Annotated in this window: 14 protein-coding genes and 1 tRNA gene; 4 read left to right on the top strand and 11 right to left on the bottom strand. The window is 38.7% G+C overall.

Annotated elements, in window-relative coordinates:
- Positions 1-20: 20 nt before the first annotated feature.
- Positions 21-1,691, bottom strand: coding sequence for an energy-dependent translational throttle protein EttA (gene ettA / locus BKK54_RS01855; protein WP_077540968.1), 1,671 nt, complete (start codon positions 1,689-1,691; stop codon positions 21-23).
- 338 nt (positions 1,692-2,029) lie between these two features.
- Here ettA and zevA point away from each other — a divergent pair, with 338 nt between their 5' ends.
- Entirely contained in the window at positions 2,030-2,650 is a 621-nt protein-coding gene (gene zevA, locus BKK54_RS01850; protein ID WP_077540966.1) for a zinc transporter binding subunit ZevA, read from the top strand.
- A 3-nt stretch (positions 2,651-2,653) separates the two neighbouring features.
- Complete coding sequence (gene zevB, locus BKK54_RS01845; RefSeq protein WP_077540964.1) at positions 2,654-3,622, top strand: zinc transporter permease subunit ZevB; 969 nt, start codon at positions 2,654-2,656, stop codon at positions 3,620-3,622.
- A gap of 103 nt (positions 3,623-3,725) precedes the next feature.
- Here zevB and BKK54_RS01840 read toward each other — a convergent pair.
- Positions 3,726-3,801 (bottom strand) — tRNA-Asn (locus BKK54_RS01840).
- 397 nt (positions 3,802-4,198) lie between these two features.
- On the opposite strand from BKK54_RS01840, the gene uvrB reads away from it, so the two are divergent.
- Positions 4,199-6,235, top strand: a complete 2,037-nt coding sequence (uvrB, locus tag BKK54_RS01835) for an excinuclease ABC subunit UvrB (protein WP_077540962.1) — start codon at positions 4,199-4,201, stop codon at positions 6,233-6,235.
- A 627-nt stretch (positions 6,236-6,862) separates the two neighbouring features.
- Here the strand turns inward: uvrB and BKK54_RS01830 are convergent.
- The 5 genes from BKK54_RS01830 to BKK54_RS01810 form a co-directional block, all read right to left on the bottom strand.
- On the bottom strand, positions 6,863-7,720 hold the full coding sequence (locus BKK54_RS01830; protein WP_077540960.1) for a cysteine ABC transporter substrate-binding protein: 858 nt from the start codon (positions 7,718-7,720) through the stop codon (positions 6,863-6,865).
- Positions 7,704-8,468, bottom strand: coding sequence for an amino acid ABC transporter ATP-binding protein (locus tag BKK54_RS01825; RefSeq protein WP_077540958.1), 765 nt, complete (start codon positions 8,466-8,468; stop codon positions 7,704-7,706). Before BKK54_RS01825 ends, BKK54_RS01830 begins: the two co-directional genes overlap by 17 nt.
- A gap of 10 nt (positions 8,469-8,478) precedes the next feature.
- Positions 8,479-9,147: an amino acid ABC transporter permease gene (locus BKK54_RS01820; RefSeq protein ID WP_077540956.1), complete on the bottom strand. Its 669-nt coding sequence runs from the start codon at positions 9,145-9,147 to the stop codon at positions 8,479-8,481.
- Complete coding sequence (locus BKK54_RS01815; protein WP_077540954.1) at positions 9,137-9,796, bottom strand: amino acid ABC transporter permease; 660 nt, start codon at positions 9,794-9,796, stop codon at positions 9,137-9,139. The genes BKK54_RS01820 and BKK54_RS01815 overlap by 11 nt, the downstream gene beginning before the upstream one ends.
- A gap of 523 nt (positions 9,797-10,319) precedes the next feature.
- Entirely contained in the window at positions 10,320-13,487 is a 3,168-nt protein-coding gene (locus tag BKK54_RS01810; protein ID WP_077540952.1) for a type I restriction endonuclease subunit R, read from the bottom strand.
- Between the two features lie 112 nt (positions 13,488-13,599).
- Between BKK54_RS01810 and BKK54_RS01805 the strand changes: the two genes are divergently transcribed.
- Positions 13,600-14,091 (top strand): transposase, encoded by a 492-nt coding sequence (locus BKK54_RS01805; protein WP_077540950.1) that lies wholly within the window; start codon positions 13,600-13,602, stop codon positions 14,089-14,091.
- Between the two features lie 381 nt (positions 14,092-14,472).
- Here BKK54_RS01805 and BKK54_RS01800 read toward each other — a convergent pair whose 3' ends face one another.
- The 4 genes from BKK54_RS01800 to BKK54_RS01785 are packed head-to-tail and all read right to left on the bottom strand — an operon-like array spanning position 14,473 to position 18,510.
- Entirely contained in the window at positions 14,473-15,021 is a 549-nt protein-coding gene (locus tag BKK54_RS01800; RefSeq protein ID WP_077540948.1) for a TIR domain-containing protein, read from the bottom strand.
- A 12-nt stretch (positions 15,022-15,033) separates the two neighbouring features.
- Positions 15,034-15,495, bottom strand: coding sequence for a hypothetical protein (locus BKK54_RS01795; protein ID WP_077540946.1), 462 nt, complete (start codon positions 15,493-15,495; stop codon positions 15,034-15,036).
- A 2-nt stretch (positions 15,496-15,497) separates the two neighbouring features.
- Entirely contained in the window at positions 15,498-16,850 is a 1,353-nt protein-coding gene (locus BKK54_RS01790) for a restriction endonuclease subunit S (protein ID WP_077540943.1), read from the bottom strand.
- A complete protein-coding gene (locus BKK54_RS01785; RefSeq protein ID WP_077540941.1) occupies positions 16,843-18,510 on the bottom strand; it encodes a type I restriction-modification system subunit M in 1,668 nt (555 codons plus the stop codon). Before BKK54_RS01785 ends, BKK54_RS01790 begins: the two co-directional genes overlap by 8 nt.
- Between the last annotated feature and the right edge of the window lie 71 nt (positions 18,511-18,581).

Here is an 18,581-nt window from a genome sequence, read left to right as displayed (position 1 = left end):
TTAACCGCACTTTCTTCTTTTTATTTCGCAATACGTTTATATTTCATACGATGTGGTTGCAACGCTTCGGCTCCAAAGGTTTTCTTTTTCCACTCTTCGTAGTCGGAGAAGTTACCTTCATAGAAGGTCACTTTGCCCTCATCGCCATAGTCTAAAATATGGGTGGCAATACGGTCTAAGAACCAACGGTCGTGTGAAATCACCATGGCACAGCCTGGGAACTCCAAGATGGCATTTTCTAATGCACGTAAAGTTTCTACATCAAGATCATTGGTCGGTTCGTCCAGTAAGAGTACATTGCCGCCTGCCTGTAGCAATTTCGCTAAATGTAAACGTCCACGCTCACCGCCGGAGAGTTCGCCCACCCGTTTTTGTTGATCCACACCTTTGAAATTGAAGCGTCCCACATAGGCACGGCTTGGAATTTCAAAGTTACCAATAGTGAGAATATCCTGCCCATTTGACACTTCTTCCCACACGGTTTTCTTATCATCCATCGCATCACGGAATTGATCTACGGAGGCGAGTACAACAGTTTCTCCCATGGTGATTGAACCGCTATCAGGTTGCTCCTGTCCTGAAAGCATACGGAATAGGGTGGATTTACCCGCACCGTTTGCCCCGATAATCCCCACAATCGCCCCTTTAGGAATAGAGAAAGAAAGGTTATCTATTAAGGTGCGCTCACCGTAAGATTTCGTGAGGTTTTGCACCTCGATCACTTTATCACCTAAGCGTGGACCTGGTGGGATAAAGAGTTCATTGGTTTCATTACGTTTTTGATATTCGCCGGAATTGAGTTCTTCAAAACGAGCCATACGTGCTTTGCTTTTCGCTTGGCGACCTTTCGGATTTTGGCGAACCCACTCTAATTCTTTCTCAATAGATTTTTGACGAGCTGATTCCGCTGCTTGCTCTTGGGCTAGGCGTTTTTCTTTTTGTTCTAGCCAAGAAGAATAGTTACCTTCCCAAGGAATTCCTTCACCACGGTCAAGTTCTAAAATCCAACCGGCAACATTATCCAAGAAGTAACGGTCGTGGGTAATTGCTACGACTGTCCCCTCATAATCGTGGAGGAAACGTTCTAACCATGCCACAGATTCTGCATCTAAGTGGTTAGTTGGTTCATCTAATAAGAGCATATCCGGTTTTTCTAACAAGAGACGACAAAGTGCGACACGGCGGCGTTCACCACCCGACAAATGCTCAATTTTTGCATCCCAATCAGGCAAGCGTAATGCATCGGCGGCACGCTCTAGCTGATTATCTAAATTATGCCCGTCTTGTGCTTGAATGATTGCTTCCAGTTCGGCTTGTTCTGCTGCGAGTTTATCAAAATCTGCATCAGGATCGGCATAAAGGGCATAAACTTCATCAAGACGAGTAAGCGCATTTTTAACTTCAGAGACGGCCTCTTCCACGGCTTCACGTACGGTTTGCTGTGGCTCAAGTTTCGGCTCTTGTGGCAGATAGCCAATTTTAATGCCCGGTTGTGGACGGGCTTCCCCCTCAATCTCTTTATCAATCCCCGCCATAATACGGAGTAGAGTAGATTTACCTGCCCCGTTTAAGCCAAGTACCCCGATTTTCGCTCCGGGGAAAAAACTCAAAGAAATATCTTTCAAAATATGCCGCTTCGGTGGGACAACCTTCCCGACACGGTGCATTGTATAAACAAATTGTGATGACATAATCGTTCTTTCTCACTGGTTAAAAAAGTGCGGTCATTTTACTTGATGTTTAGCAAATAAGCTAATGAGAAGGCAAAAAAAACCACCCGAATCGGGTGGTAGGAAAGTAGTTTAGCTATATTTATGATTATTTTATTTAGGAACTTTATGAATATCAAGCAATCACTTGACTGTGCTGATGATACAGAAATTTTCTTTTCAAATAAAATCCAATCTCATTGTTTCTTGATTTATATCAATAAATTCCAGTGATTTATGCAATTTCGATTATAAAGTAAACATTTTTTAGAATTTTTTTGTCTATGCTAAAATGAGTGGTCTTTTATTGGGAGCTAAACGTGAAAAAATTATTACTCTTTTCTTTATTTTATTCAGGGATAGCATTTGCTCACCCTCATGCGTTTATTGAAATGCAAACGAAAGTGCTGGTCGAAGAAAACCAATTAGTGGGATTTTCGATGAATTGGATGTTAGATGAAGCGAGTTCTTCAGCGGTATTGTACGATATGAAACAGGCTAGGGGAGAGGGCGAAAAGCAAAAGTTAGTTGATGACGTGATGGACAATGTGGTGAATGAACACTATTTTAGTTATTTCTTCAATAAACATAACAATAAGATCAAATATAAAAAACAGGTAAAAAATTATGGTGTAAGCGTAAAAGGTAGGCGGATTCAATATTATTTTGATTTCTTTCTCTCCCAGCCACAGTCATTACAGGATAATGCCTTTACACTTATGACTTATGATCGCACTTACTATGTTTCGATGTACTATCCAGAAGAGCAAAGTGTGGTCGATTTTTCAGCGCTTCCGAAAAATTGCAAGGGAAGTCTTGACGCTCCCAATGTTGATGAAAAGATACAAGCTTATGCGGCATCTTTAGATAAAACGCAGAAAGATGAGGATGATTCTTTAGGCGTGATGTTTGCCCAAAAAATAAAAATTCAGTGTGAGTAAATTATGAAACCGATTTTTCCATTCAAATGGCTCATCACTCTCATTGTGGCGCTAGTGGGTATTTTCTGGTTTTTTCCTTGGCTTTTTGTGAAAGTCGTGGCATGGCAACAGATATTTAATCAGCTGATTACTGAAAACCTTCATGAGATTCAGCAACAGTCGGTATCTGCAGGGATAATATTAATTAGCGTGAGTTTTCTTTATGGCGTGCTACATGCACTTGGACCGGGCCATGGTAAATTTATTATTGCAAGTTATTTATCTACACACGAAAGTGAACTGAAACAAAGTGTGAAATTAAGTTTACTTTCTTCACTTATGCAGGGGATTGTGGCAATTACTGCAACCTCTATTATTGTGGTGATTCTAAATCTCTCCTCTCGCTATTTCAAATTGAGCCAATTATGGCTGGAACGGAGTGCGTTGATTCTATTAATGGGATTGGGCTGCTATTGGATTTATCAAGGTGTGCGAAAGCCATCGGGTTTTCGTATTAATTCCATTCAGCCGAGCGATTTAGCATTACAAAGTGCGGTCAAAATTAACCGTACTTTTAACGCGAATTGTGGTTGTGGGCATCAGCATTTGCCGAATGCGGTTCAATTAAAACAAGCTGATACTTGGAAAAGCCAATTTCTGGTGATGATGAGCATTGGTTTACGCCCTTGCACCGGTGCAATTTTTGTTCTTTTCCTTGCTTATATGCTTGATTTGTTTATTTGGGGGATTGTTGCGACTTTTGCGATGTCTTTTGGTACAGGGCTAATGTTAGCTTGCTTTGCGATTCTCGTGCGTTATGCCAAGAATGCGGCAATACGGATTGGGCAGTGGTATGATGTCAAAGGGTTAAAGAAATATAGTGGGCGAGGCGTAAAAATCATTGCCAGTGTCATCATGCTCTTTTTTGCGATCACGTTATTTTATGGGACGACTCTTGACGTGAGGGGCGGAGTGGTATTGTTTGGAAAATAGCAGATAAAAATAAAGCCCATCAACACGATGGGCTTAAAATCTTTTGGTTGCTAATTTAGGATTCGTAAAAGGAGACAAACGAAAACTAAACCAAAAGAGAAATTGGCTCCTCCTGCTGGACTTGAACCAGCGACATATGGATTAACAGTCCACCGTTCTACCGACTGAACTAAGGAGGAATAATTCTGTATCACAATGAATCGGCGCGCATTTTAATGATCGAGTAATAGTTTGTCAACGGGTAAAATAAAAAAATTCAAAAAATTTTAACGTATTTTTCTATCCACAAAGGCTGTGGATAACTTTGTGGATTAAAATAAAATAAGATCCTCTAATGCTGATAAATACTGGGATTGTACAAGGTGGAGTAAAAATTGACTGTAAAATAACATTTCTTTATTTATCAATTAGTTAAATAAAGTCCAGCAAAAAATATAAAAAAAGTTTTCAATTTTGTGAGGTTTTTCTCTTGACATCGCTAACACTGTGTAAAACTTACCTTTTTCACTCTATACGGAGTAAGAAATATGTTAGAATAGCGCCAGTAAAAACTCATGCAATTTTAACCGCACTTTTATGGCAGAAAAAATTAACAGTAAACCTTTTATTCTTCATTCCGATTTCAATCCTTCCGGTGATCAGCCTCAAGCTATTGAAAAACTTGCTGAAAATTTAGATGACGGGCTTGCCCACCAAACACTTCTTGGGGTAACAGGATCGGGTAAAACTTTTACTATCGCCAACGTGATCGCAAAACTGAATCGTCCGGCGATGTTACTTGCACCAAATAAAACCCTTGCCGCCCAGCTTTATACGGAAATGAAGGCTTTTTTCCCTGAGAATGCCGTGGAATATTTCGTCTCCTACTATGATTATTATCAACCTGAAGCCTATGTGCCAAGTAGTGATACCTTTATTGAAAAAGATGCCTCCATTAACGATCAAATTGAACAAATGCGTCTTTCTGCAACTAAATCTTTTTTGGAACGCCGTGATACGATTGTGGTGGCTTCGGTTTCTGCCATTTACGGCTTGGGTGATCCGGATAGCTATTTGAAAATGATGTTGCATCTGCAACAAGGTGCGATCATTGACCAACGCCAAATTCTTGCCAAATTGGCAGAATTGCAATACACGCGTAACGATCAAGCGTTCCAACGGGGAACTTTCCGAGTTCGTGGTGAGATTATTGATATTTTCCCTGCAGAATCTGATGATATTGCCGTTCGCATTGAATTATTTGATGAGGAAATTGAACGCTTAAGTTTATTTGATCCGTTAACAGGGCATAGTCTGGGAGCAGTGCCACGCTATACAGTGTATCCGAAAACCCACTATGTGACACCACGTGAACGCATTTTAGATGCTATCGAAAAAATCAAAGCGGAGTTGGTACAACGCCGTGAATATTTCATCAAAGAAAATAAATTGCTGGAAGAACAGCGCATTAGCCAACGAACAATGTTCGATATTGAAATGATGAACGAATTGGGCTATTGCTCAGGCATTGAAAATTACTCACGCTATCTTTCCGGTCGAAATGAAGGCGAACCGCCACCAACATTGTTCGATTATATGCCTTCTGATGCTATTTTGATTATTGATGAATCCCACGTGACCGTCCCACAAATCGGCGGAATGTATCGTGGCGACCGTTCACGCAAAGAAACGTTGGTAGAGTATGGTTTCCGTTTACCTTCCGCCTTAGATAACCGCCCGTTGCGTTTTGAAGAATTTGAACGCCTTGCGCCGCAAACTATTTATGTTTCCGCTACACCGGGGCCTTATGAATTAGAAAAATCCGGCGATGAAATTATCGATCAAGTGGTGCGTCCGACAGGCTTACTTGATCCGGAAATTGAAATTCGCCCCGTTGCGATTCAGGTGGATGATTTGCTTTCAGAAGCACGTCAAAGAGCGGACAGAAATGAGCGTGTTTTAGTGACGACCCTTACCAAAAAAATGGCGGAAGATCTCACGGATTATCTAGATGAACACGGCATTCGGGTACGTTATCTCCATTCGGATATCGACACCGTTGAACGGGTAGAAATCATCCGTGATTTACGCTTGGGTGAATTTGATGTGTTGGTTGGGATCAACCTATTGCGTGAGGGGTTAGATATTCCGGAAGTTTCACTGGTGGCAATTTTAGACGCGGATAAAGAAGGTTTCTTGCGTTCTGAACGTTCGCTTATTCAAACCATTGGTCGTGCTGCACGTAATCTGAAAGGAAAAGCGATTTTATATGCCGACAGCATGACTAAATCTATGGAAAAAGCCATCACGGAAACCAACCGCCGCCGTGAAAAACAAATGAAATACAATGAAGAAAAAGGCATTATTCCACAGGCATTGAATAAAAAAGTAGGCGAATTATTGGATATTGGTCAGGGTGTTACAAATAAAGGAAAAGGCAAATCACGAACCAAAACAGTAGCAGAACCGACCGCACTTTATAACGCACCGAAAAATGCCAAAGAATATCAACAACAAGTCAAAAAACTGGAGCAGCAAATGTACAAATTTGCTCAAGATTTGGAATTTGAAAAAGCTGCCGCTATTCGAGATCAACTCCACCAATTAAGAGAACAATTTGTGATGAGTGAGTAGGGGAAAGTGCGGTTAGAATCTCTGCGATTTTTCGGTATTATGTAGCCAATGCAGAAAAACAGAAATTTTAACAAAACGTAGGGACATACTGTGTGTATCTGTTACAAAAACCAAATTATTTCAATAGATTAAAATTCGGACACACTCAGTGTGTCCCTACAAGAGAACAAAAAAACTTCGGATGAAATGGATATGGTGGAAGGTAGAATCGATGGGATTATTGTTGGTGTTGATAAGATTTCTAAGCCACTAGTAACATTTAGCTCTCTTTCTATGCCCACTACTTCAAAAAAATCTCATTAGATAAACTAAATCTCAGGTCAGCTAAAAAGGGTAGTTTACCAAGAGTTAGTGTAACGGAAGATGATTATGTCTTATTTAGCGAGGATCAGAGGGATAAGAAACTGATTGATAGTGAGATAAGTATAGGGATCCTCTATGTGCTAGAGGCGACTAGACGATTTGGAAAAATAAAATCTCAACTTGAAGAGTAAGGTTAAAACCCGATAAGAGTTAGGGGCTATGTTAACATAAAACCTCTAGAGTTTTTCTAGAGGTTTAGTTTAATAAAATCTGTTTCATTAGAGAATGGCTCTACAACTAAAAAACATCTCCAATATTTTAATGCTATTTATAGTCCACCAAAATATCACTTTCAGTTACGCTATCACCATAAACCGGTAATAAGGTTTTTTCGTAGGCTTGTTTGAGTACGCCTTCTTTTGACAGTTTTTCAATTTCAGTGTTGAGCCAATTTAATAAATCCACAGCATCTTTACGAACAGCAGGGGCAATGACATCTTGATCGCCGAAACTTTTCACGCCCACAGTATAACTCGGATTTTGTTTTACCCAAGCAAATAAGAAAGTGTTGTCATTTGATAGCGCATCCCCTCTGCCGTCTCGTAAGGCTTCAAAAGTTTCCGTATTTTGTTCAAATTTTAATAATTTGATATTCGGATAATTTTTTGTGAAGAAAATATCCGCCGTGGTGCCTTTATCAACAATGAGCGTTTTGTCTTTTAATTGTTCAAGATCGGTAATGACTTCACCATTTTTTGAAACCACGCCAAGCGCCACTTTCATATAAGGATTGGCAAAATCAACCACTTCTTTTCGTGCCGCCGTTACGGTGAAATTGGCGAGGATGATATCCACTTTTTTGGAAAGTAAATATTCCGCACGATTGGCGGCATCCACCAACACAAATTCCACTTTATTTTCATCACCTAAGAGATCTTTAGTGATAGCTTTGCCGATTTCCACATCGAAACCTTGGCTTTTGCCTTGTGCATCTACATAGCCGAAAGGTGGCTTGTCGCTGAATACACCAATACGAATTTTGCCGGCTTGTTTCAATTGCTCAATGGTTGAGGCTGTTTGTGAAGTCTCTTTGCTTGATGTATTGTCGTTGCAGGCGGTAATCCCTAGGGCTAAGGTTACAGTGGCAAAAAGTGCGGTTAAATTTTTAAATGTTTTCTTCATAGTTTGTTCCTCTCGGTTCATAGTTTAAGATGTTTAAAAATGTTTTCGCCCGATCCGTGGTAGGGTTGGTGAAAAAATCTTCCGGCTTGGCTTGCTCAATGATTTGCCCTTTATCCATAAAAACAATACGATTTGCCACTTGCCGGGCAAACTCCATTTCATGGGTGACAATCAACATTGTCATGCCTTCTTTGGCAAGCCCTAATATCACATCAAGTACCTCGCGTACCATTTCGGGGTCGAGGGCGGCGGTGACTTCGTCAAACAACATAATTTCAGGATTCATACAAAGTGCACGCACAATAGCGATTCGCTGTTTCTGCCCACCAGAAAGCTCACGTGGGTAGGCGTTTTTTCGATCAAATAATTCCACACGTTTTAATAATTCATCTGCTTGTTTTTCGGCTTCTGCCCGATCACGTTTCTGAACCTTTAAAGGTCCGAGTAAAATATTGTCGATCACTGATAAATGGGCAAATAATTCATAGCTTTGAAATACCATTCCAATTTGTTGCCGAGCATTGATCCAACTTATCTCTTTGCCAAGTTCGCCGGCATTTTGGAGCAATAATTGACCGCTTTTTATGGGCTCTAGGCCGTTTAATGTACGAAGTAATGTGCTTTTGCCGCAGCCGGACGGGCCTAAAATCACCACGACTTCGCCTTTTTCGACGGAAAGATTAATCCCTTTTAGTGCTTCAACCTCGCCATAGTTTTTAACAAGATTTTTTATTTCTAGTAATGCCATATATATTCCTTTAGCTTTCCCAACGAGTTTCTAAATAACGGGAAAATAATGAGAGCGGATAACAGATCACAAAATAGAGAAAGAAAATGACCCCGTATATCCAAAGTGCCGCTGATTGATTGCTAAAAAGTGAGTGTTCAATAATTTGTTGACCCACTTTAATCACCTCTATTACACCGATTAACATCGCTAAAGAGCTGGTTTTCACCATTCGGGTGAAAAGATTGATGGCACTTGGGGTGACACGTTTTAGACTTTGGGGGATCAAAATATAAATAAAGGTTTGAAAAGGCGTTAGTCCTAAAGCATAAGCGGATTCAACCTGATGTTTTTCGATGGAGGTTAATGCACCGCGCACAAGATCGCCCATTTCCGCACTTCCCCAAAAAATAAATACCCAAATGCAGACAGTGATGGCATCTAAATGTATGTCAAACCATTTTGCCAAGCCAAAATAGGTGATAAACAGTAGAACGAGCAAAGGGATGATGCGGACAAATTCTAAATAAACTTGGCAAATCACTTTAATTACGGCATTTTTGCTTGTCATTACCACCCCTAAAATTACCCCAAAAAGACAGGCAAAAAAGACGGAAACGAAGGCAATTTCAGCCGTCACCCAAAGACCGCTTAGCAGTCTGGTGAAATTATTGCCTTGGAATAGTAATTCAAATCCCATATTTTGCTCTCCGTGTGCGCTGTTCTAAATAACGAATAGAAATTGAGATTGGCAGCAAAATAATTAAATAAAACACCACTAATAAAAATAACGCTTCGTTGGTTTTATAATCCATTCCGATAATTTCTTTTGCCATAAACATGAGTTCTGCTACCGCAACAGCACTAATGACAGAGGTTTCTTTCATTAAAAACAGACAGTTCGCCCCAATCGCCGGTATGGAAATAGCCAATGCTTGTGGAAAAATCACGTAACGAAAGGCCTGAAATGGCGTTAAACCAATACTGAGCGCAGATTCAATTTGACCTTTGGAAACCGCTTCTAAGCCTCCACGAATGGCTTCTGCCATGTAACTTCCACCCAAAAAAGCTAATCCGATGACACCGCAAGTAAAACCGTCTAATTTGATGCCAACTTTTGAAAGCCCAAAGTAAAGGAAGAAAACTTGAATCAATAATGGGGTATTACGTGAAAGTTCAATATAACCTTTCACCAACCAATTTAATGTCTTAAAGTGATAACTATTGATGACAGCACAAATCGTGCCAATAATAAATGAGCATAAAATCCCCCAAAACGAGAGGGTAAGTGTTATCAATGTTGCATCAACAAAGCGTGGTAGCACGCTGATAATGTAATCCCAATTCATTATTTCTTTCATCAGATAGTCGTTTTCGTAAGCGTATAGTAGAGCAGATTTCTCTCATCGGGAAAGAATTGAAATGAATTAGTTATAATGGAATGGAATAAATGATTTTTATACAGGGGTAGAAAGAAAGGAGGAAAATAGGTATATTTGGGGTATCTGATAAATTATAGTAATCAAAGTGATCTGTTGAGGTGTAGAATATAGATGTCAAGTTTAATCATAAACAAAAATGAAACGCTAATATTTTATTACTGACTAATTTAGCCAACAAATGTAGTAATATCTCACAGAGCTTAATTTTTAGTATGGTATATACTCAAAGATGAAATCCACTCTTACTTTTAAAGTTTACCTATGTTACGAATGCTATGAGGTAGCATGAGTAAAAATAATGATGGAATTTTATTCGGTTATTTAAGGGTAATATGAAGTTTTTAGCGGAAAATAATTTAAGCTCAAATTAATCTGACAGACACTGTAATTTTAAACGGGGACTGTCAGATTTGAGTCTGGCTTTGACGTATTATGGAGTGGTTAATTCATCGGCAATTTCTTCTGCTTGTTGTAGAACAAATTTTATTGCTTCTTCTGATTTGTCCGGTGGATATTTATACTTTTGTAATGCTCGACTAACGAGTAGGCGAATTCTTGCTCGCACGGCTTCTTTATGTTGCCAATCAATACTGATAGATTTTCGCAAAATATCGGTAATCTCTTTTGCCAATGCTGAAAGGGTTTCATCTTGCATTAATTCCTTTGCACTCTCATTTTGGGAGAGGGCATCATAAAACGCTAATTCTGCAGCGCTTAAACCGAGTTTTTCGCCTCGTCCCAAACGTTCGGAGAATTCTCTTCCCATTTGCACGAGAGCATCAAGAATTTCAACTACCGTGAGATTGTGGTTGTGATATTGATTTAAGGCTTCTTGTAAACGTTGTTCAAAGTCTTTCTGTGCTGCAAGGTTTCTCCCTGCTTTGGCTTTGATTTCTTGCTTCAAGTAGCGTTCCATTGCTAATATCCAAAGGCTTTTGGTTTCGCTATTTTTTATCGCTTGCAAAAACTCATCAGATAGCAAATCAATTTGTGTTTGTTCTTTGCCGAGTAACTCAAATAAATCAATAGTTCCGCTTGAAACAATACTTTGGTTAATTAAGGCTTTCAGTTGAATAAGCCGTTCTTTACTACCTGTACCTTTTTGTTCACGTTTGGAAAGCACCGAACGCACCGCATCATAAAAAGCAATTTCTTGATTATAGGGTTCTGCCTCTTTTAATGCACCACATAGCGCATAACCTTTTTTAAGGCTGGCTACAGTTTTTAAAAAGGCTTTTTTGCGGGGCTCAGGATCATCTGAATTTTTCCATTGTTGATGATATGCTTTATCATCATCGGTCTGTTGATCAAGTCTTGAGATATGTTCTGCTGCACATGCAATGGCTTTGAGTAATTGTGCCGGTTCAGCTTCAGTAATAGCGGATGGCACATCAAAAGTCTTACCGTTAATTTTAGTTGTAAACAAAGTGCGGATAAATTCGAGTTGCTCTTTCATTTTAAAGAACACTTCTTGCACATTTTCCGCCAATTTCCCCTTGCCTGTGGAATTAGTGTATTGTTTCGTTGCCTCTTTTAATTCTTCGGCTAAACCCACATAATCTACAATCAACCCACCGTTTTCTCGGCTTTTATTTGCAAATACACGGTTCACACGAGCAATAGCTTGCATTAGATTATGTCCTTTCATCGGCTTGTCGAGATACATGGTATTACAACAAGGTGCGTCAAATCCTGTGAGCCACATATCACGGACAATCACGATTTTTAACGGATCATTCGGATCTTTAAAACGGCGTTCAAGGGTTTGCTTTTCTTGTTTGCTGTAAACGTGTTTCTGCATTTTGAGGTCATCGGATGCAGAACCTGTCATCACAATTTTTATCGAACCCTGATTGATATCATCAGAATGCCATTCTGGGTGAAGGGCGGTAATTTGATGATATAAATCCACACAGATTTGACGGCTGGAAACCACAATCATCGCTTTACCGTCCTGCTGTTCATTACGTTTGCTAAAATGGCTGACAAAATCCATTGCAAGATCCCGTAATCGGGCTTCTGAACCCAGTAATTTTTCTCGCAAGCGTAATTTCGGATTATCTTCGTTTTCTAACAGTTCATCAATTTCAGCAAATAAGGCTTCGTGATTGGTTTTTTCTGCCAGTTGAATTTGCCTTGCTTCATAAATAATCGGCACAGTTGCCCCATCTTCCACGGCATCTTGCAGATCATAAATGGAAACATACCGCCCAAACACTTCTTGTGTATCTTTATCCTCAAGGCTAATTGGCGTACCGGTAAAACCGATAAAAGAGGCATTGGGTAGGGCATCCCGCAAATGGCGGGCGTAACCTGCTTGATATTTGCCGTTGTGTAATTTTTTGGTTAAACCATATTGGCTACGATGTGCTTCATCGCTAATTACAATAATGTTAGAACGGCTATTTAATATCGGGAATTTATCTTCTGTTTCCTCTAAGCCAAATTTTTGAATGGTGGTAAAAAACACCCCGCCGGACTCACGTTCACTTAATAATTGGCGAAGTGCTTCCCGATCTTCCACCTGTTGTGGCGTTTGTTTAATTAAATCTTTACCGCTACTGAAAGTTTGGAAAAGTTGTCCGTCTAAATCGTTACGATCCGTGACCACCAAAATTGTAGGGTTCTTCAATTCAGGTTGGGAAAGCAATTTGCCGGCATAAAACAGCATAGAAATAGATTTACCTGATCCTTGCGTGTGCCACATCACACCAATGCGTTTATCCCCTTGTTCACTAGTGGCAAAAAGGGTGGATTCCACCGCTTCATTGACCCCGTAATATTGGTGATAAGCGGCAATTTTTTTAATTAACGCCCCATTAGAATTCCGTTCAAACAACACAAAGTAACGCACATAATCCAGCAATTTTTGTGGCGTGAGTAAACCATTCAACAAATTTTGCAATTCATCGCCAAAATCTAACCGCTGGCTCTGGGCTTTTTCATCTACCACTTTCCAAGGAGTAAAACGTTGAAAATCAGCCGAAAGCGATCCTAATCGAGTATTCAAGCCATCACTGATAATTAAGGCTTGATTATAAACAAAAAGATCAGCAATTTCATCTTTGTAGGTTTGCAACTGATTAAAGGCTTGCAACAAATCTGCTGATTCACGCAAAGGATTTTTCAACTCAAACACCACCAAGGGCAAACCATTCACAAAACCGATAATATCAGGGATTCGTTTGCCTCCTTTACGGCTGCGAATTTCGAGTTGATTCACCATCACAAAACGGTTGTTTGTCCAGTGTTCAAAATCTACTAGGCGTGCCACATCAAATTTCTGCTCTCCGTTTTGCAGATATTCCACCTTCACGCCATCACGCAACCCTTTATAAAACCCCTGATTTCGCCCCACTAATTCGCCAATGTTGCCTTTAGTCACCGATTTCACCACAAAATCAACCGCACTTTCTGGAAATTGTGGGTTCAGTTTCTTCACCGCTTCTCTGAGCATTTCCACAAACACGACACCGCCCAAGTCTCCACGGGCAAATTTCCCTTCAGAAACCGGTAAATTTTTCCCATAGTAGTGCTCCCAGCCGAGATTTTGTAAGCGTTCTATTGTTAATTGTTCAATGTCGTTTTCGTTAATCATAATTGTTCCTCAAATTTTGCGATCTTGATCGTAAAACTTATATTTGGCTATTTAAAAAATATTTATTTTTCATTAAGTTATTACATCTATATATTAAAGCTATCAATAAAGTATGAACAGACCAAATAGGAAAACTGTCCGTGTAAAATGGGATAGTTATCAAAATGGTTGTTATTTTGTGACCGCTTGTACCAAAGATAAAATTCATTATTTTGGCGAAATAAAAAATCAAAAAATGTATTTATCATCACTGGGAATGGAATTACAAAAAATTATTAAAAACACAATAAATTTAAGATCTGATCAATTTATTGAAATACCTATTTACACGATCATGCCCAATCATTTTCATTTAATCATTATTATAAATAGCCATATAAACCAACATCAGCATTGTTTCGGTCATGGACAACGTAAAAATTTAGCTTCAATTATTCGTGGTATTAAAGCATCTTTAACCTCTTTTGCCATTAAAAACCAAATGCCATTTCAATGGCAACCTCGTTATCACGAACATATTATCAAAACGGAAAAAGCATTTACGTATATTTATCATTACGTTGAAAATAATGTCATAAATTGGAAAATGGATTGTTTTTATTAAAACATTATATATCAAATACGGACACACGCAGTGTGTCCGTGTCAATGACATCAATCGATGTTTTGTTTTTTGATAATGCCAATATTTAATTTATTCGTGTTTATTTTATTTCGGTTAATATTTGATTTCGGACACATGTCGGACACACGCAGTGTGTCCCTACCAGTCACGTTATTTGATGTTTTTTATGTTTCATCATATCCATATTTAATTAACCAAAATCTATTTCATATCCCACGAATCCAGTAGGGACACACTGCGTGTGTCCGTATATATTGGAAAAATTTACAAATTAGAACATAATCTAATCCCTTTTTGGTTTGATGTTCCCAAAAGAGGAATGGTTATGTTTAACAGTGTGGATTTATATCCATAGGAAAATTAGACATTTTTAATAATATTTCCTAATCCTTTTCTTTTTTCTATAGCTTTTTCAATGTATTGTTCCAAATTTTTTCCTATTATGTTATATGAAGAATTTCCTCCTAAATCAGTAAAAAAGGACTCCATCTCAAATTTTTCTGGATCAAGAATTGGAACAATACAGCTAAAAGGAATAAAACTGTCATCTTGAAAATTAAATTTCTCAAAAGGATTCTTACCTCGTTGAGAAAAATTTCCTTTATTATCCTTTAGATTTTCAATATAAACACCTAATACTCCCATTCCTCTATTCCACGCTTCTTCAATTTCATATAAGACCCATTTTCTGGTTGATGTTTCCTCTCCAATAAGTACAATTAAACAACTACGATTTTCTAGATTTTCATTAATCCAATATCTAATTGCTAAATCCCCTTGCCTTTTTACTTCTTCCCATTCATTATCTGTAGCTATCTTATTACCCTCAATAGCTCCGATATTTCTAATTTGACTTACTCTCCAATTATCTTTCTGATAATGAAAGCTATAAAAAACTCGTCTTTTCATAATTTTCCCCTATTAATTAATAAATAGACATAAAGTTTTTAATTTAGCTAGAATTTCTAGTTTAAATATAAATAATATCCAAATAATCAGGGTAAACATTAAACTACCATAAAAGATAAGTAATGTTTTTGACAAAAATACTGATAATATTTTTTTTACAGATCCATCAAATCTATGAGGGTTTAGGTTATAAATATGCTCATCAGATTTGCTACGATTCTCCAAAACCCAAGAATACATTTCTCGATACATTCTTTCTTTTCTTAAGAAAAAAGCATCTAGATACCAAAAACTTATTAAAGGTATAAATAATGCTAAGTAAGCATATTTTGATAGACTAATATTAGTCAATGCTAGAATAACTGTGATTAGTGAAACAGTCCAACCTTTAAGTAAAAAAGAATTATTTGCCATTCTATTGATACAAGTTTGAATTAATTCAATTTCTTTATGTAATATTTCTTGGTTATTCATATTTATAGCGTTCCATTTAATAATCTAGGCAATAAAAAATCTCTTGTTTCTGATAACTCTCTATTTTCTCTTTGGTTTTGTGAAATTTTAGCATACAAATTACTTACTTTTCCTTCAAAGAATTTTAATAAATTATTGCATGGTAGCACTAATTCTATTTTTGAAAATGAAGTGTTATTTAATGCAATTTGTACTGCACCAGTTGCTAATTGATTTTTACTCAATGTAAAGTAATCAGAATTTATAAAGCAATATAGAAATGATTTTGTTTTTTCTTGTGGTTTTAATCCTAAAAAACCTGTAGATAAAACAGTATTCTTTAATAAAAATTCATCATTTTTGTCTATTAAAATTGCTTTATGTTCTCCTACCATTTTTGCAAACCAAATACTATTTATTATAGGTTGCATATTGGCTCTTGATGGACGATTTTGATAAGTTATTTTTTCTAATGTTCCCACGATAGAATTTCTTGAAACATTAGCAGTTGCAATATAGTCTTTTTCCCCTTCAAATTGGTTAATTTTAGGTTTGATAATTTCGCATATTTTTTTATCTGAAATGGAAACTTTTTCCCACCCCCTCGGCACTTCTCCAAACCCATCAACCTCCTCAAACTCACTCGGAAACGCTTTAGCAATTTCCGCTAATTCCGCATAGCGGTCTGGGTGGGTTTGGGAAAGTGCGGTTAATTCTTCCGGTGTTTTTCCGCTGATGATTTGTTGAGCGGCAAGTTCGGCTTCCGCTTGGGTTTTGCCCTGTGCAAGGACTTCGGCTTTGGCACGCACGGGGTCGAAATCCACAAACCAGCTTTTAAAAATCCCTTGGGCGATTTGTTCGAGGGTTTGGTTAATTTGAGTGTTGAATTGGATTTTTTTATCAAAAACATTTAATAATTCAGCTGCTCTTTTTCTTTCTTCCTTAGGTGGAAATTTAAAAGTAAATTCAGCTAAATCTTGCCAAGCAACACGTTGTCGTCCTGATGTACCAACCATTCGTTGTTGTGCAAATTCTCTAAATTCAGATAATCGAGCAAAGTAATAAATATAATCTTCATCAAAATCTGGATCTTTAGCTGACATTACAATAAATTCAGTTGAGCCGTGCCCAATAGAACCATCATCTAGCCCTGTGACTTTTCCCGTTTTTCCATTTTCTAAACAAGGTGTAATTCTAGCAAATAAAGTATCTCCATTTTTGAATTTGCTACCACCAGAGAATGTTTTCGTATCTATTTGTTCAATAAATTTCGCATTTGTTGGCAGTGAAGCCATTTCTATGAAGGGGGCTATTTTTCCTCGTTTTAATGCTCTTGGTGGATTAAAATCTACAATATCTGATAATTTATTACTCATACCCCAATCCTCCCAAATTTTTCTTAATCTCCGCTTCCAATTCTGCACTTTGTTTAAATTGTTCCTTTAAAAGCGCGGTCAGTTTTTGCATTTTTTCGGCAAAGGGAATATCGTCGTCTTCTTGTTCAGCGGTGCCGACATAGCGTCCGGGGGTGAGGACGTAATCGTTCTTTTCAATGTCCTCTAAGGTGGCGGATTTACAGAAAGCGGGTTGATCTTCATAGCCTTCGGATTTTTGCCAAGCGTGGAAGGTGTCGGCAATGTTGGCGATGTCATCAAGGGTGAAATCACGCAATACGCGGTCTTTCATATAGCCGATTTGACGGGCGTCAATAAATAGCACCTCATTTTTGCGGGGTTTGTTGCGGTTTAACAACCAAATGCAGGCGGGGATTTGGGTGTTGGTGAACAGTTGTCCGGGTAGGGCAACCATGGCTTCCACAAGATCTGCTTGCACGATGGCTTTGCGAATCTCCCCTTCGTTGTTGGTTTGGCTGCTCATTGAGCCGTTGGCGAGTAAAAGTGCCATTTTGCCTTTCGGGGAGAGGTGGTAAATCATATGTTGTAGCCACGCAAAGTTGGCGTTGCCTTTTGGCGGTATGCCGTATGCCCAGCGAGGATCATCCGCAAGGCTTTCGCTCCACCAATCTTTGCTGTTGAAGGGTGGGTTCGCCATAATGAAATCCATTTTTTTGTCGAGATGTTGTGGTTGAACGAAACTGTCGGCATTGTGTTTGCCAAAATCGTAATCAATGCCTCGAATCGCCATATTCATAGCGGCAAGTTTCCATGTGGTAGGGTTGAATTCTTGCCCATAGATAGACACTTGGTTGATATTGCCTTGGTGGTCAGTGATAAAGCGTTCCGTTTGCACGAAAAAGCCGCCACTTCCCATTGCGGGGTCGTAAACCCGTCCAGAATAAGGTTCGAGCATTTCAACAATAAGAGAAACGATGGATTTGGGTGTAAAATATTGCCCGCCCCGTTTACCTTCTGCTTGGGCGAACCGCCCGAGGAAATATTCATAAATGTGTCCGAGAATATCTTTTGCCCCTAAATGAATTGGGGTGCCGTTGTAAGTGGGCTGGGTAAAATTGGTATCGGAAAAAAGGTTAATTAAGCCCCGTAATGTATCTTCATTTACCGCATAGCCACTAATGCGTTGCAATACGCCTTTGAGTTTGGCGTTGTCTTTTTCAATAGCATCAAAGGCATCATCAATTAAACGGGCGACACCGGTGAATTTACCGCCCCAAGGTAATGCCGTGCCGGTGTTAAAAAGGGCGACAGATTGTAACGCTTGCCAACGGGCGGAAGGCGGCACCCAGAATATATTATCGGCGATATAGTAATCACGGTTTTCTAATTCAGCGGTGAGGGCTTCTTGATAGTCTTCGTCCGAATCGTAAAACGTACGGTCAAGATAAAGGGGATTTTCAGGATCGGCAAGTTCCGTACGGATTTTTTCCTGCTGGGTCGTGAAACTGTCGGAGATGTATTTTAAGAAAATTAAGCCGAGAACAATGTGTTTATAATTGGCGGCATCGAGTTGTTGGCGGAGACGGTCTGCGGCAGACCAAAGTTTTTCATCTAAATCATTAAGAAAGGCTTGCTGTGTTTGCGTTTCGCTGACACAATCTTGGTGACTTCTGCATAAAATTCGTCCTTTGTAAAGTGAAATATAGATATTTTGAAAAAAAGTGCGGTTATTTTATAGAAAAGTTAAAGTCT

The organism is Rodentibacter genomosp. 1, from assembly GCF_001999285.1.
Classification (GTDB): Bacteria; Pseudomonadota; Gammaproteobacteria; order Enterobacterales; family Pasteurellaceae; genus Rodentibacter.
The sequence above is the reverse complement of the archived record's forward strand: the minus strand, read 5'-3'. Positions and strand labels throughout refer to the sequence as shown.

Bases quoted from the DNA above. Each gene is read 5' to 3' on its own strand.
- BKK54_RS01815 (WP_077540954.1), bottom strand. From the start codon at position 9,796: ATGAATTGGGATTACATTATCAGCGTGCTACCACGCTTTGTTGATGCA.
- BKK54_RS01790 (WP_077540943.1), bottom strand. From the start codon at position 16,850: ATGAGTAATAAATTATCAGATATTGTAGATTTTAATCCACCAAGAGCA.
- BKK54_RS01795 (WP_077540946.1), bottom strand. From the start codon at position 15,495: ATGAATAACCAAGAAATATTACATAAAGAAATTGAATTAATTCAAACT.
- uvrB (WP_077540962.1), top strand. From the start codon at position 4,199: ATGGCAGAAAAAATTAACAGTAAACCTTTTATTCTTCATTCCGATTTC.
- zevB (WP_077540964.1), top strand. From the start codon at position 2,654: ATGAAACCGATTTTTCCATTCAAATGGCTCATCACTCTCATTGTGGCG.
- BKK54_RS01820 (WP_077540956.1), bottom strand. From the start codon at position 9,147: ATGGGATTTGAATTACTATTCCAAGGCAATAATTTCACCAGACTGCTA.
- BKK54_RS01805 (WP_077540950.1), top strand. From the start codon at position 13,600: ATGAACAGACCAAATAGGAAAACTGTCCGTGTAAAATGGGATAGTTAT.
- BKK54_RS01825 (WP_077540958.1), bottom strand. From the start codon at position 8,468: ATGGCATTACTAGAAATAAAAAATCTTGTTAAAAACTATGGCGAGGTT.
- BKK54_RS01810 (WP_077540952.1), bottom strand. From the start codon at position 13,487: ATGATTAACGAAAACGACATTGAACAATTAACAATAGAACGCTTACAA.
- ettA (WP_077540968.1), bottom strand. From the start codon at position 1,691: ATGTCATCACAATTTGTTTATACAATGCACCGTGTCGGGAAGGTTGTC.
- BKK54_RS01830 (WP_077540960.1), bottom strand. From the start codon at position 7,720: ATGAAGAAAACATTTAAAAATTTAACCGCACTTTTTGCCACTGTAACC.
- BKK54_RS01800 (WP_077540948.1), bottom strand. From the start codon at position 15,021: ATGAAAAGACGAGTTTTTTATAGCTTTCATTATCAGAAAGATAATTGG.